At 69.3% G+C, this 13814-nt stretch carries 13 protein-coding genes; 12 read left to right on the plus strand and 1 reads right to left on the minus strand.

The window, feature by feature from the left end; translation table 11 throughout:
• Window positions 1-2: 2 nt before the first annotated feature.
• From AC1D09_RS08130 to AC1D09_RS08185, 12 genes are all read left to right on the plus strand, one after another.
• On the plus strand, window positions 3-866 hold the full coding sequence (locus AC1D09_RS08130) for an ABC transporter substrate-binding protein (RefSeq protein WP_477663181.1): 864 nt from the start codon (window positions 3-5) through the stop codon (window positions 864-866).
• Window positions 867-899: 33 nt separating this feature from the next.
• Window positions 900-1961: a cobalamin biosynthesis protein CobW gene (cobW, locus tag AC1D09_RS08135; RefSeq protein ID WP_477663180.1), complete on the plus strand. Its 1062-nt coding sequence runs from the start codon at window positions 900-902 to the stop codon at window positions 1959-1961.
• A gap of 16 nt (window positions 1962-1977) precedes the next feature.
• On the plus strand, window positions 1978-5796 hold the full coding sequence (cobN, locus tag AC1D09_RS08140; RefSeq protein WP_477663179.1) for a cobaltochelatase subunit CobN: 3819 nt from the start codon (window positions 1978-1980) through the stop codon (window positions 5794-5796).
• A complete protein-coding gene (locus AC1D09_RS08145) occupies window positions 5793-6860 on the plus strand; it encodes a magnesium chelatase ATPase subunit I (protein WP_477663178.1) in 1068 nt (355 codons plus the stop codon). Before cobN ends, AC1D09_RS08145 begins: the two co-directional genes overlap by 4 nt.
• Window positions 6839-7531, plus strand: coding sequence for a vWA domain-containing protein (locus AC1D09_RS08150; protein WP_477663177.1), 693 nt, complete (start codon window positions 6839-6841; stop codon window positions 7529-7531). Before AC1D09_RS08145 ends, AC1D09_RS08150 begins: the two co-directional genes overlap by 22 nt.
• A 13-nt stretch (window positions 7532-7544) precedes the next feature.
• Entirely contained in the window at window positions 7545-7958 is a 414-nt protein-coding gene (locus AC1D09_RS08155; RefSeq protein ID WP_477701005.1) for a DUF1636 family protein, read from the plus strand.
• A gap of 77 nt (window positions 7959-8035) precedes the next feature.
• Window positions 8036-8227 carry a CbtB domain-containing protein gene (locus AC1D09_RS08160; protein WP_074575189.1) on the plus strand — a complete coding sequence of 64 codons (192 nt, stop codon included), beginning with the start codon at window positions 8036-8038 and terminating at the stop codon, window positions 8225-8227.
• A 20-nt stretch (window positions 8228-8247) separates the two neighbouring features.
• Window positions 8248-9081: a CbtA family protein gene (locus tag AC1D09_RS08165; protein WP_477663175.1), complete on the plus strand. Its 834-nt coding sequence runs from the start codon at window positions 8248-8250 to the stop codon at window positions 9079-9081.
• Window positions 9082-9134: 53 nt separating this feature from the next.
• Window positions 9135-9812, plus strand: coding sequence for a 5,6-dimethylbenzimidazole synthase (gene bluB, locus AC1D09_RS08170; protein ID WP_477663174.1), 678 nt, complete (start codon window positions 9135-9137; stop codon window positions 9810-9812).
• Window positions 9809-10828 carry an adenosylcobinamide-phosphate synthase CbiB gene (gene cbiB / locus AC1D09_RS08175; RefSeq protein ID WP_477663173.1) on the plus strand — a complete coding sequence of 340 codons (1020 nt, stop codon included), beginning with the start codon at window positions 9809-9811 and terminating at the stop codon, window positions 10826-10828. Before bluB ends, cbiB begins: the two co-directional genes overlap by 4 nt.
• A complete protein-coding gene (locus AC1D09_RS08180; RefSeq protein ID WP_477663172.1) occupies window positions 10825-11844 on the plus strand; it encodes an aminotransferase class I/II-fold pyridoxal phosphate-dependent enzyme in 1020 nt (339 codons plus the stop codon). The genes cbiB and AC1D09_RS08180 overlap by 4 nt, the downstream gene beginning before the upstream one ends.
• Window positions 11841-13295 (plus strand): cobyric acid synthase, encoded by a 1455-nt coding sequence (locus tag AC1D09_RS08185; RefSeq protein ID WP_477663171.1) that lies wholly within the window; start codon window positions 11841-11843, stop codon window positions 13293-13295. The genes AC1D09_RS08180 and AC1D09_RS08185 overlap by 4 nt, the downstream gene beginning before the upstream one ends.
• On the opposite strand, the gene AC1D09_RS08190 is transcribed toward AC1D09_RS08185, so the two are convergent.
• Window positions 13296-13727 carry a hypothetical protein gene (locus AC1D09_RS08190; protein WP_477663170.1) on the minus strand — a complete coding sequence of 144 codons (432 nt, stop codon included), beginning with the start codon at window positions 13725-13727 and terminating at the stop codon, window positions 13296-13298. It abuts the gene before it with no gap.
• Between the last annotated feature and the right edge of the window lie 87 nt (window positions 13728-13814).

Genomic DNA, 13814 nt, shown 5'->3' on the forward strand with positions numbered 1-13814 from the left:
CCTTGTTTTCTTCCGCTTCCCATTCGGTCATGCGCCTGCTGCCTTCGGTGTCGGCCCTGGCAACCCTGGGGCTGCTTTCCGGCTTCGCGGTGGCGCAGGGCACGCAGCCGGTATCGCGCATCGTCACGCTGGCGCCCTCGCTGACCGAGGCCGTGTGCGCGCTGGGCCACTGCGCGCAGCTGGTGGGCACGGACCGCCATTCGACATGGCCCAATTCGGTGCTGGTGCTGCCCAAGGTGGGCGGCCTGGAAGACGCGCAGATTGAACGCATCGTGACCCTTCGCCCCAACATGGTCCTGCTGGGCCCGCGCAGCCGCGCCGGTGAAAGGCTTAAGGCCCTGGGCGTGCCGGTCATGACGTTTGATGCCCGCACCCATGCCGATCTCAAGCGCATGCTGCTCAAGCTGGGCGACACGCTGGGCGAGCCGGCGCGTGCCACTGAACTGCTGGCGCGTATGGAAACCGAACTCGACGCCGCGGCTGCCCGCATGCCCGCCGCCCTACGCGGGCGCAGCGTGTATGTGGAAGTCGGGGCGGGCTCGTCCGCCGCCAGCGACAAGAGTTTTATCGGCGAGACCGTCGCCAGGCTGGGCCTGGTCAACGTCGTGAGCGGCGATCTGGGCCTGTTCCCCCGGATCAACCCCGAGTTGTTGCTGCGCCGCCCGCCCGACATCATCATCGGCCCGCGCGCCACGCTGTCCAACCTGTCGGACCGCCCCGGCTGGAGCACGCTGCCCGCGGTGCGCCAGCAGCAGCTGTGCCTGCTGGACACCGATCGCATGGACCTGCTGTCGCGCCCCGGCCCGCGCCTGGGCGAGGCCGCGCAAATGCTGGTGGAGTGCCTGAGCGCATTGCCGCCCCGTTAATTCGTCCTGTCAATTTTTTAACCGAGACACATCATGCAAACCCGAAAAATCCCCGCCACCATCGTCACCGGCTTTCTGGGCAGCGGCAAGACCACGCTCTTGCGGCATCTGCTGGCCAATGCGCAGGGCCGCCGCATCGCGGTCATCGTCAACGAGTTCGGCGAGCTCGGCATAGACGGCGAACTGCTGCGCGGCTGCGGCATAGGCTGCGACGAGAACGGCGAAGAAAACGGCCAACTCTATGAACTGGCCAACGGCTGCCTGTGCTGCACCGTGCAGGAAGAGTTCGCGCCGGTCATGGAAAAACTGGCCGCGCGCCGCGACCAGATCGACCACCTGATCATCGAGACCTCGGGCCTGGCCCTGCCCAAGCCGCTGGTGCAGGCTTTCCAGTGGCCCACGCTGCGCAACACCTTTACCGTCGATGCGGTGGTGACCGTGGTCGACGCACCCGCGGTCGCCGCCGGCGACTTTGCCGACGACCCGGTGGCCGTGGATGCCCAGCGCCGCGCCGACGACAACCTGGACCATGAGTCGCCGCTGCACGAGCTGTTTGAAGACCAGCTGGCCACAGCCGACCTGGTGGTGGTGCACAAGACCGACGGCTTGACGGCCGAGCAACTGGCCGGTGTGGAAACCGCGATCCGTGCCGAGACCGCGCCCGGCGTCAAGCTGGTGCAGGCCCAGCACGGCCGCATTGACATCGGCGTGCTGCTGGGCCTGGAGCGCGCGGTGGAAGACGTCATCGACCAGCGCAAGACTCACCACGACGAGGAGGAAGACCACGACCATGACGCCTTCGACTCGGTGCAGGTGGCGCTGGACGTGCCCGGCCGCGATGCGTTGCTGGCGGCGCTGCGCGGCGTGGTGGAGCGCCATGAAATTTACCGCGCCAAGGGCTTTGTGGCCTTGCCCGGTTCGGCCATGCGCCTGGTGGTGCAGGGCGTGGGCAGCCGTTTCGACAGCTACTTTGACCGCCCCTGGCGTGAGGGCGAAGCGCGGCAATCGCGGCTGGTGCTGATCGGCTCCGGGCTTGATGCCGCGGTGTTGCAGGCCGAACTGGGCGCGGCACTGGCGGCGCCTGTCGCGGCATAACGGCAAATAACACGCCATGCATCTGCTCTCCACCCGCCCCGGCGGCCACGTTGAAGACGGTGGCCAGGGTGTGGTGCGCGTGGAGCAGACGCCGGGCGACATTGTGGTGCTCAGCGCGGCCGACACCACGCTGTCCCTGCTGGCCGGTGCGGCGCAGCAGTTGCCCGCCGGCTTTCCCGCGGTGCGCCTGGCCAACCTGATGTGGCTGCGCCAGCCCGCCTCGGCCGATATGTATGTGGACGAGGTGTTGCAGCATGCGCGTGTGGTGGTGATAGACCACCTGGGGGCCGCCAGCGACTGGGCTTATGTGGTGGAACGGGTGCGCGAGCTGGCGAGTGCGCGCGGCCAGTGGCTGGCCCTGTTCTCGGGCGATGCCGCCGAAGACCTGCAACTGCTGCTGCGCAGCACCGCCCCGCATGAAGACTGCCGCGAGCTCTGGCGCTGCCTGCGCGAAGGCGGCCGCGACAACGCCCGCACGTTTTTTGACCTGATAGGCCATGCCGCCTTCGGCCTGGGCGCGCGCCCCGCGCCGCCCGAAGTGCTGCCGCCCGCCGTGGTTTACCAGCCGCTGGAGAGCTCTCCTTGGCGAGACGGCGCCCCCGCGGCGCTGCTGGTGTTTTACCGCGCCCACTTGCAGGCCGGCAACACGGCAGTCTTTGATGCCATGCTGGCCGCACTGAGCGCTGAGGGCCTCAACACCGTGGCCGTGGCGGTCGATTCGCTCAAGAACCCGGCCAGCCTGGCGCTGCTGCGTTCGCTGGCCGCTCAACACGGCGTGGGCGTGGTGCTCAACGCCACCAGCTTCGCGATTACCGCACTCGATGGCGATGACCAGGACAGCGTGCAGGGTGCGCAGATGGAAGCCCTGGCCGGCGATGCCCCGGTGCTGCAGCTGATCACCGCGGGCTGCTCGCAGGAGCAGTGGCAGGCCGACCCGCACGGCCTGGCGCCGCGCGACCTTGCGATGCAGGTGGTGCTGCCCGAGGTGGACGGCCGCATAGGCACACGCGCCATCAGCTTCAAAGGCCTGGCCTGGCGCTGCGAGCGCACCGAGGTGGACGTGGTGCGCTACCAGCCCGAGCCCGAACGCATGGCTTTTGTGGCCGAACTGGCGCGCCGCTGGTGCGCGCTGCAAAACAAACCCAACGACACCAAGCGCGTGGCGCTGGTGCTGGCCAACTACCCCAACGACGACGCCCGACTGGCCAACGGTGTGGGCTTGGACACCCCGGCTTCCACCGTGGCCTTGCTGCGCGCCATGCGGGAGGCAGGCTACGCGACGGGCGAATTGCCCGAAGGCGGTGACGCCTTGATTGCCGCGCTGGTGGCCGGTGTCACCAACAACCTGGACGCCAACCCCCTGCGTCCCGCCGGGCAAAGCCTGGCCATGGCCGACTACCTGCAGGATTTCAATTGCCTGGACGCGGCCAGCCGGGATGCCGTCAATGCACTATGGGGCCCGCCCGAACAGGACCCGATGGTGCGCGGCGGCCGTTTTATGGTCTCCGGCCTGCGCCTGGGCCATGTGTTTGTCGGCATACAGCCCGCACGCGGGCGCGACCTGGACCTGGTGGCGACTTACCACGATGCCGACCTGGTGCCCACGCACAACTACCTGGCCTTCTACTTCTGGCTGCGCCGCCAGTTCGCGGTCGACGCGGTGGTGCACGTGGGCAAACACGGCAACCTCGAATGGCTGCCCGGCAAAAGCGTGGCCTTGGGCGCGGCCTGCTGGCCCGATGCCATCCTGGGACCGCTGCCGCACCTCTATCCCTTTATCGTCAACGACCCCGGCGAGGGCAGCCAGGCCAAGCGCCGCACGCAGGCCGTCATCATCGACCACCTGATGCCGGCGCTCACGCGCGCGGAGACCTACGGCCCGCTGCAAAAGCTGGAGCGGCAGATGGACGAGTACTACGAGGCCCTGTCGCTGGATCCGCGGCGCGCGCGGCGCCTGCGCGAGGACATCCTCGCGCATGTGCTCGCCGAAGGCCTGCATGCCGACCTGGGCTTTGCCAAACCCGCCGACGACGCGGGCCGCGAGGCGCTGCTGCAGCGGCTGGACGCTTACCTCTGCGAGATCAAGGAATCCCAGATCCGCGACGGCCTGCACATCCTGGGCGCATCGCCACAGGGCCGTCAGCAGGTCGACACGCTGGTGGCGCTGGCGCGGTTTCCGGGCGGCGCGGCCGCCGGCCAGCGCAGCCTGCTCGCGGCGCTGGCCCAGGACCTGAAACTGGAGGGCGTGGACGGCTTTAACGCACTGAGCCCCGAGTGGGCCGCGCCCTGGAACGGCCCACGCCCCGCCTTGCTGCAGGCGCAAAGCGAGGAGGCCTGGCGCCATGCCGGCCACACACGCGAGCGCTTGGAGTTGCTGGCCCGGCAGCTGGTGGCCGGCCATGTGGTGGCCGGTGCGGCATGGGATGAAGCCGCCTGGCCGCAGGGCACGCCGGTGCTGCGGCGCATGCGCGAGGTCCTGCGCCCGCGCCTGGACGCCTGCGGCCCACAGGAGATTGCCCAGTGCCTTCGCGGCCTGGCCGGCCGTTTTGTGCCGGCCGGCCCCAGCGGCGCGCCGTCTCGCGGCCGGCCCGACGTGCTGCCCACGGGGCGCAACTTTTATTCGGTGGACACACGCGCTGTGCCCACGCAGACCGCCTATGCCATGGGCGCGGCCGCCGCCGAACGTGTGGTCGAGCGCCACCTGCAGGACCACGGCGAGATGCTGCGCTGCCTGGGCCTGTCGGTCTGGGGCACCAGCACCATGCGCACCGGCGGCGAGGACATCGCCCAGGCCTTTGCCTTGCTGGGCGTGCGGCCCAAGTGGGCCGAGGGCAGCAGCCGTGTGGTGGACATCGAAGTGCTGCCCATGGCCATGAAGCACCGGCCGCGTGTGGACGTGACCTTGCGTGTGTCGGGTTTCTTCCGCGACGCCTTTCCCAATGTGATAGACCTGTTCGACACCGCGGTGCGGGCCGTGGCCGCGATCAGCGAAGAGGACGAACCCGACGAGGTCAATCCGATCCGCGCCCGCGTGCGGCGCGAAACCCAGGAGGCGCAAGCCAGGGGCCTGGGCGCCGAGGCGGCCGAGCGCGAAGCCAGCTGGCGCGTGTTCGGCCCGCGTCCTGGCGGCTATGGCGCCGGCTTGCAGGAAGTCATGGCCAGCGGCCGCTGGAATGATGGCGCCGACCTGGCCCAGGCCTATCTGCGCGCCGGCGCTTTTGCCTACGGCCAGGGCGGGCATGGCGTGGCCGCGCGCGGCAGTTTTGAACAGCGCCTGGCCGGCCTGGACGCCGTGCTGCACAACCAGGACAACCGCGAGCACGATGTGCTCGATTCGGACGACTACTACCAGTTCCAGGGCGGCATGGCTGTGGCCGTCGAGGCCCTGACCGGCGAGCCCGCCGCGCTTTACCACGGCGATTTCAGCGTGCCGGGCGCGCCGCGCATACGCACGCTGGGCGAAGAGGTGGCGCGCGTGGTGCGTTCGCGCGCCGTCAACCCCAAGTGGCTGGAGGGCGTGCGCCGCCACGGCTACAAGGGCGCGTTCGAGATGGCGGCCACGGTGGACTACCTGTTCGCCTTTGACGCCACCACCGGCGTGGTGGGCGACCACCAGTACGCGCTGGTGGCCCAGGCCTACCTGCACGACGACACCAACCGCGAATTTTTGCGGCAGCACAACCCGCTGGCCTTGCGCAGCATCGGCGAGCGCCTGCTCGAGGCCATGCGGCGCGGCCTCTGGGAAGAGCCGGGTGAGCACCGCGACCGCATTGAAGAGCATTTGCTGGCGCTGGAGCGCCGGCTTGAAGAATACGGAGAAGGACCCCTGGCATGAATACTCCCGAACTGAACATCACTGTCGAGCCCGCCGAGCGCGCGGCCTTTCCGTTTACCGCGCTGGTCGGCCAGCCGCAATTGCAGCGCGCGTTGCAGCTCGCGGCCATAGACCCGGGCATAGGCGGTGTGCTGATCAGCGGCCCGCGCGGCACGGCCAAATCCACCGCGGCGCGCGCGCTGGCGGCGCTCTTGCCCGGCGCACCCTTTGTCACCTTGCCGCTGGCCGCCAGCCTCGAGCAGCTGGTGGGCACGCTCAATGTGGAAGACGTTCTGCGCGACGGCCGGGTGCGCCTGGCGCCTGGCCTCTTGGCGCGCGCCCACGGCGGCGTGCTCTATGTGGACGAGGTCAACCTGCTGCCCGACGCGCTGGTCGACGCCTTGCTCGACGCGGCCGCCAGCGGCGTGAACACGGTGGAGCGCGACGGCATTTCGCGCCAGCATGCCGCGCGTTTTGTGCTCGTGGGCACCATGAACCCGGAGGAGGGCGAACTGCGCCCGCAACTGCTGGACCGCTTCGGCCTGTCGCTGGTGCTGGCCAATCCGGTGGATGCCGCGCAGCGCACCGCCATCCTGCGCGCGCGCCTGGGCTTTGACGAAGATCCCGCCGCCCTGGCGCATCAACATGCGCAGGAGCAGGCCGCCTTGAGCGCCGCGCTGGTGGCCGCCCGCGCCGCGCTACCGAGCCTGGCCTGGTCCGACGAGGTGCTGCAGCATGCGGCGGCTTGCGCGATCGCCGCCGGTGTGGACGGCATGCGCGCCGACCTGGTGATGCTGCGCGCCGCGCGCGCGCTGGCGGCGCTGCAAGGGCGCGGCGAAGTCACGCCGGCCGATGTGGATGCGGTGGCCGAATTGGCGCTGGCGCACCGCCGGCCCGAGGGCCGTGCGGCCCAGCCGCCCGGTGCAAGCGGCCAGGCGCCACAAACCCCGCAAGCCCCCGAGCGCCCGCAAGAAAAGCCGCCTGCGGCATCCGTACCGCAAGGCGACTGGGGCGCGCTGCCGGCCCAGCCCGAAGGCACGGCCAAGGTCCAGGCGATCGCGGGGTGGCCGCCAAAAAAAGCCTAGGCCACCGCAGCCGCCGCCCGCGCAAAGGGCCCGGCAGCTGGCGGTGGCCTCCCTCGCACACGCCTCTCACAACAGCCGCGACGCCCGGTGCCAGGCAGCGCAGCGCCGCCATCGCCTGGCTGCCCACGGTTGTGGCCAAGGGGCAGTCGCCGCTCAAGCGCGAGCACCTGCGCCGCCAGCCCGTGGCGCTGCGCCCTGGCCGGCTGCATTGCATCGTGCTCGACACCTCGGGCTCCATGCGCCGGCACGGCCGCCTGGCCCTGGCCAAGGGCCATGCCGCGTTCATGATCGAGCAGGCCGCACGCCTGGGCGACGAGGTGGCGCTGCTGCGCTTTGGCGGGCAGGGCGTGGAACTGCTGCTGCCGCCCGGCCCCGCACGTGCCGCCGGCAGCCAGCGCCTGCGCCCCGTGGGCGGCGGCGGCGGCACGCCGCTGGCCGAGGCCTTGGCGCAGGCCGGCCGCCTGTTGCAGCGCAGGCTTCAGCGCAACGGTCCCATCGAATGCTGGCTGTGGCTGCTGACCGATGGCCGCACGCTGGAGCAGCCGCTGGCGCCGGCTGCGCAGCATCTGGTGATCGTGGATTTTGACGATGCCAGCAAACCCCTGGGCCGCTGCGCCGCCTGGGCGGCCCGCTGGGGCGCGGAGCACCGCCTGGCGCTGCCCGCCGCATGAATCACTGACCGACTTGAACCTTTCCACACCGATGCCCGATACCGAAATCATTGTCTGCACCACCTGCCGCCCGGCTGGCGCATCGCGCGAGCTGCCCGCCCATGGCCTGGCGCTGTTCGAAGCCGTGCAGGAGGCGCTGCTGGTCTGCGAACTCGACACTGGGCAGCACAAAGGCCTGCAGCTGCGCGGCCTGGCCTGCATGAGCGGCTGCTCGCGCGCCTGCACCGTGACGCTGCAGGCGCAGGGCAAATTCAGCTATTACTTCGGCGACCTGGTTCCCGACGCCGAAACCGCGGCCCAGGTGATTGCCTGCGCGCAGTTGCACAAGCACAGCACCGACGGCAACCTGGCCCGCAACACGCGGCCCGAGCGCCTGCGCGGCGGCATACTCGCGCGCTTGCCCCCCGTCGGCCTGGGCTCGACATGACGGGCCGAATCCATTACGTTTGCACCAATCAAGTTTCTTTTTTCACCCACCAACCCTAGCAACCCAAGGAGATCGCCATGACCGAACCGACAACGCTGACCCACAGCCCTTCCGACGTCCTGAACCCCGGCCTGGCCGTGCTGCGCCCGCTGTTGGGCGCCGCCGCGCTCGGCCTGGTCGTCCTGTACGGCGTGGCTTTTGCCGAAAGCCCGCTCGCGCATAACGCCGCGCACGACGTGCGCCACATCACCGTCAAACCCTGCCATTGAGCAGCCCCCGGGAGACATCCATGATTTTTCAACGACTGATCTGGGCGGCCCTGGCCACCGCGGTGGTGGTGGGCAGCCTGCAAACCGGCGTGCAGCGCTGGCAGGCCGCTCCGCTGATTCTGGCGGCCGAGGTGTATGAGGAACAAAAGGCCGAGGCGCCCAAGCCGGCCGAAGCGCCAGCGGCCCATGTGCACGCCGCGGGCACCGCGCCTCATGACCATGAGCATCCGCAAGGCGCGGCCAAGGAATGGGAGCCCGCCAACGGCGCCGAGCGCACCGGCTGGACCTGGGTGGCCAATATGCTGCACGCCTTCAGCATGGCGCTGCTGCTGTTCGCGGTCATGGGTGTATGGCTTTACCAGCGCGGTGCCACGGTGGCCTCGCTGCGCCTGGCCGGCGTGGTGGCGGCGGCCGGCTGGCTGAGCTTTCACTTCTGGCCCTCGCTGGGCCTGCACGCGGAAGTGCCCGGCATGGAAGCTGCGCCGCTGCAGGCCCGCCAGCTCTGGTGGGTGCTGGCGGTGGCCAGCGCGTCCGGCGCCTGCGCCGTGGCCGGCTTCTCGCGCACGTCCTGGCGCTGGCTGGTGGCCGCGGCCCTGCTGGCGCTGCCTTTTGTGGTGGGCGCGCCCAAGCTGCAGGGCGATGCCCTGGCCGGCTTCGGCCCTGAAGCCCACGCCGCGCTCGAACAACTGGGTGCGCAGTTCATCTGGGCCACCACCTGGGTGTCCCTGTCGTTCTGGGTGAGCCTGGGGCTGGCGGGCGGATGGGCTTTCCAGCGCTGGGTGCGCCCGGCTTTGCTGGCGGCGCTGCAGCGCGCCGATGCGCCCGCCGTGGTCGCCGTGCAAGCTCCGCAGTGAGTGCTCCGGCGGGTTCTGTGTCCACCGTCGGGGCTGGCCCGGTCGATCCGGCCGTGCCCGCTCACGCCTTTAGCGCCGCCGAGCAGCAGGCGGTGTACCGGGCCATCCACGAGCGGCGCGACATGCGCCACTTCAGCGGCGGCACGGTGGCCGACGAGCTGCTGCAGCGCCTGCTGTCGGCCGCGCACCATGCGCCCAGCGTGGGCTTCATGCAGCCCTGGCGCTTTATCCGTGTGCGCAGCCGGCCCCTGCGCGAGGGCGTGCATGCGCTGGTTGAGCAGGAACGTGTGCTCACGGCCAAAGCCCTGGGCGAGCGCGAAGAGGAGTTCATGAAACTCAAGGTACAGGGCGTGCTGGACGCCGCCGAGGTGTTGGTGGTGGCCCTGCCGCCGGGCCGCGAGCAGCATGTGTTCGGCCGCCGCACCCTGCCCGAGATGGACCTGGCCTCGGCGGCCTGCGCCATCCAGAACCTCTGGCTTGCGGCCCGTGCCGAAGGGCTGGGCATGGGCTGGGTGTCCATCTTTGATCCGCAACAGCTGGCCGCGCTTTTGCGCATGCCCGAAGGCAGCAAGCCGGTGGCCGTGCTGTGCCTGGGGCCGGTGCAGGCCTTTTACGAGCAGCCTATGCTGCAGGCCGAAAAGTGGGCGCGCCGCGCGCCGCTGGCCGACATGGTGTTTGAGGACCTTTGGGGTGCCGCGCCTTCCTCCCAAGAATCCCAAAAAGCGCCATGATGGCCTGGACCGGCCTCTACCTTTTGCACAGCCTGCCTTATGTCGCCGGCTGCATGGTGCTGGCCCTGGGCCTGGCGCTGTGGATAGACAAGTACATGGGTGAGCCGCCTTCGCCCGTCCACCCGGTGGTCTGGATGGGCAATTACCTCAAGGCCTGCGGCAGCGTGACGGTGCGCCGCGCGCCGCCGGCGGCATTTGTGCTGGGCGCGCTGGCCTGGTGGCTGGGCGCGGCCCTGGTGGGCGCCATCGCCTGGGGCGCGCAGGCGCTGGTGTTCTGGCAACTGGCCGGTTATGCCGCGGCGCCGGCCTGGCAGGCCGCCATCGACACCGCGCTGCTGGTGGTGCTGATGGCCTGGCTGCTCAAGTGCATGCTGTCCTGGCGCATGCTGCGCGAAGAGGTCGGCGCGGTGGAACTGGCACTGGGCCAGTCGCTGGAGGCCGGGCGCGAGCGCCTCTCGTGGCTGGTGAGCCGCGACACTACGCAACTCAGTGCCAGCCAGGTGCGCGAAAGCGCGATTGAATCGCTGGCCGAAAACCTCAACGACTCGGTGGTCGCGCCCATCTTCTGGTTTGTGCTGCTGGGCCTGCCGGGGGCCGCCGTCTACCGCTTTGCCAACACCGCCGATGCCATGTGGGGTTACCGCGGCATTTACCGGGGCAAGAACTGGGAGTGGGCCGGCAAATGGGCCGCGCGCGCGGACGATGTGCTGTCCTGGCTGCCGGCGCGCCTCACGGCCTTGCTGCTGGCGCTGGCGGCACGCGGCCTGCCTTTTCACGCCTTGTGCCGCGAAGCGCGCAGGACGCCTTCGCCCAACAGCGGCTGGCCCATGGCGGCCATGGCGCTGGCGCTCGGTGTTTCGCTGGGCAAGCCGGGCGTCTACATATTAAATCCCCGGGGGCGGGCGCCCGAGGCGGCGGACACCGCGCTGGCCCAGGGCCTGGCCGCCCAGGCGGTGTTTGCGCAGGTCTTTCTTGCCATGGCGGCGATGCTGCTGGTGGCGATGGCGGCGGCATGAGCGCCAAGCCATCGCGCATCCACGGTGGGCCTGACGGCCTGGGTGTGCCGCTGCATGATTTTTCGACCAACAGCAATGCCTGCGGGCCATACCCCGCGGCGCTGGCCGCCGTGCGGCAGGCCGACGCCACGCGTTATCCCGATGCCGGCTACACGGCCTTGCGCGCGCGGCTGGCGGCCTTTCATGGCGTGGATGAGGCGCGTGTGCTGCCGGCCGCGAGCGCCAGCGAATTTATCTTTCGCATCACGGCCCTGGCGGCGGGGCAGGGCGCGCGCGCTGTCTGGCTGCCGCCCCTCAGTTATGGCGATTACGCGCAGGCGGCTGCCGCGCATGGCCTTGCCATCACCAGCAAGCCCGGCAATGCGCAACTGCTCTGGGCCTGTGAGCCTTCCAGTCCGCTCGGGGCTGCGCAGGATGGTTTGAGCGCGCTGGCCGATGGCCGCCAGGAACAGGCGTTGCTGGTGCTGGACCGTGCTTACGAACCCCTGCGGCTCAGCGCCGCGCCCACATTAACGAAGCGGCAACTCGACAGCGTCTGGCAGCTCTGGACACCCAACAAGGCGCTGGGCCTGACGGGCGTGCGCGCGGCCTACGCGATTGCGCCACTGGAGCAAGAGGGCAGCGCCGCCGCACTGGAGCAACTGTGCCCCTCCTGGCCCGTGGGCGCACATGGCGAGGCCATGCTGCAGGCCTGGGTCGGTCATGAGGCGCAGGACTGGCTGGCTGCCAGCCTCAAGACTTTGCGCGAATGGAAGGCCAGGCAAATCGCCGTCTGCGAATCCCTGGGCTGGCACTGCCTGCCCAGCGAGGCGAATTTTTTCTGCGCGCAGCCGGCCTTGCCTGAGGGCCTGGGCCTGCAAGAGGCGCTGGCCGCGCTGCGCATCCAGGGCATCAAGCTGCGCGACACCACCTCCTTTGGCCTGCCCGGCCATGTGCGCCTGGGCGTGCAGCCGCCCGCCGTGCAGGATGCGCTGCACAATGCATGGCAACAACTCTCTTCTCAAACCCGTTCATGAGCGCAAAAAGTGTGATGGTGCTGGGCACCACCAGCGGCGCCGGCAAAAGCTGGCTGACCACCGCGCTGTGCCGTTACTACGCGCGCCAGGGGCTCAAGGTCGCGCCCTTCAAGGCGCAGAACATGAGCAATAACGCCAGGGTGGTGTCTGAAGGTGAAATCGGCAGCGCCCAATACTTCCAGGCGCTCGCGGCCAGGGCCGTGCCAGACGTGCGTATGAATCCGCTGCTGCTCAAGCCCGAAAAAGACACCCAAAGCCAGGTTGTGCTGATGGGCCAGGTCAATGCCGAGCTCTCGCGCATGGAGTGGCGCGGCCGCAGCGCCTCGGTCTGGCCCGTGGTGTCACGCGCGCTCGATGAGCTGATCACCGAGAACGATGTGGTGGTGATGGAGGGCGCGGGCTCGCCCGCCGAGATCAACCTCAAGGCCAGCGACATCGTCAATATGCGCGCGGCCCAGCATGCCCATGCATCCTGCTTGCTGGTGACCGATATAGACCGCGGCGGTGCCTTTGCGCACCTCTACGGCACCTGGGCCATGCTGGACGAAGCCGAGCGAAAACTCATCAAGGGTTTTGTGCTCAACAAATTCAGGGGCGACGCCAAACTGCTGGCGCCCGGCCCGCAGATGCTGCAGGACATGACGGGTGTGCCCACGGTGGCCACCTTGCCGATGTGGTGGCAGCACGGCCTGCCCGAGGAAGACGGTGTGTTTGATGACCGCAGCGTGGCCAGCGGCGCTGTGACCCGAACCGTTGCGGTGATTGCCTATCCGCGCATCAGCAACCTCGACGAATTCCAGCCGCTCAAAAACGTGCCCGGCCTGCGCCTCAAGTGGGTGCGCAGCCCGGCCGATCTTATGGGCGCCGATTGGGTCATATTGCCCGGCTCCAAACACACCAGCGGTGACCTGGCCTGGCTGCGCGCCCAGGGGCTGGACCAGGCCGTGGCCGCGCACGCGGGGCGCGGCGGCGCCGTGCTGGGCATTTGCGGCGGCCTGCAGATGCTGGGCGAGGCGCTGATAGACCCGCACGGCATAGACGGCAATGCGCCCGGCCTGGGCCTGCTGCCGGTGGTCACGGTGTTTGACGAAGCCAAGACCGTGCGGCACCGGCAGGCCGCTTTCACGCCGCTGCGCGGGCTGTGGGCCGGCTTGTCGGGTGTGGGTGTGCAGGGTTATGAAATCCACCACGGCCAGACCGCGCCGCATTCGGCCATGGCGGCGGCCGGTGATATCGCGCATGCGGTGATGCCCGAAGGCCTGGCCTGGCAGAACCAGGCCGGCAATGTGCTGGGCCTGTACCTGCACGGCATGTTCGAGGACCCGCGCGTACTGCAAGCCTTGTTCGGCGCGGCCGTGCCCACGCTGGACTCGGTGTTTGAGGGGCTGGCCGACTACATCGCCGGGCATTTCGCGCCCGGCGTCTTGCAGTCACTGATCAGCGACTGCTGATCACTGCACCCGCTTGAGCGGCCCGAAGCAGGCCTCGAGTGACGCGGCCTTGCAGACGATGAACTGGTCCTGTTTGGGGCTGAACTGGATAAAACGAATCACGCTTTCGTCACCGTCCGCATGCAGGTCGCCCGAGCAGTCGTGCTTGCCGTTGCTGCTGGTCACGGTTTCGGTCAGCGGGTAAAAGCCCGTCGTTGTGGGCTTGGCCGGCACCTGGTAGTCGCCCTGGGTGACTTCCTCACCGCTGGTGCCCAGGCGCCTGCCGTCAGTGCGGTATTGCCAGGTTTCGGTGCAGGTCTTGCCGGGCAGGGTCCAGCTCCAGGTGCCCACAATCGGATGGGCTGTGGCGGGGCCAGGGCTGGCAGGCTGGGCCTGCGCGAAGGCGCAGCACAGCAGGGCGGAAAGAATGCTTGATCGCAAAAAAAGGTTCATGGCGGCGTGTGGGCTCCAAAGGCTATTCCGCGATTATGAAGACGCGGTGTAAAGCGCCGGCGGGCCGCGCAGCCAAAGCCCTTGCCC

The sequence above is a fragment of the Polaromonas sp. P1_A2 genome, from assembly GCF_056406895.1.

Excerpts from the sequence above, each read along its gene's own strand:
- cobW (WP_477663180.1), top strand. The coding sequence starts at position 900 with ATGCAAACCCGAAAAATCCCCGCCACCATCGTCACCGGCTTTCTGGGC.
- cobN (WP_477663179.1), top strand. The coding sequence starts at position 1,978 with ATGCATCTGCTCTCCACCCGCCCCGGCGGCCACGTTGAAGACGGTGGC.
- AC1D09_RS08145 (WP_477663178.1), top strand. The coding sequence starts at position 5,793 with ATGAATACTCCCGAACTGAACATCACTGTCGAGCCCGCCGAGCGCGCG.
- AC1D09_RS08160 (WP_074575189.1), top strand. The coding sequence starts at position 8,036 with ATGACCGAACCGACAACGCTGACCCACAGCCCTTCCGACGTCCTGAAC.
- AC1D09_RS08165 (WP_477663175.1), top strand. The coding sequence starts at position 8,248 with ATGATTTTTCAACGACTGATCTGGGCGGCCCTGGCCACCGCGGTGGTG.
- cbiB (WP_477663173.1), top strand. The coding sequence starts at position 9,809 with ATGATGGCCTGGACCGGCCTCTACCTTTTGCACAGCCTGCCTTATGTC.
- AC1D09_RS08180 (WP_477663172.1), top strand. The coding sequence starts at position 10,825 with ATGAGCGCCAAGCCATCGCGCATCCACGGTGGGCCTGACGGCCTGGGT.
- AC1D09_RS08185 (WP_477663171.1), top strand. The coding sequence starts at position 11,841 with ATGAGCGCAAAAAGTGTGATGGTGCTGGGCACCACCAGCGGCGCCGGC.
- AC1D09_RS08190 (WP_477663170.1), bottom strand. The coding sequence starts at position 13,727 with ATGAACCTTTTTTTGCGATCAAGCATTCTTTCCGCCCTGCTGTGCTGC.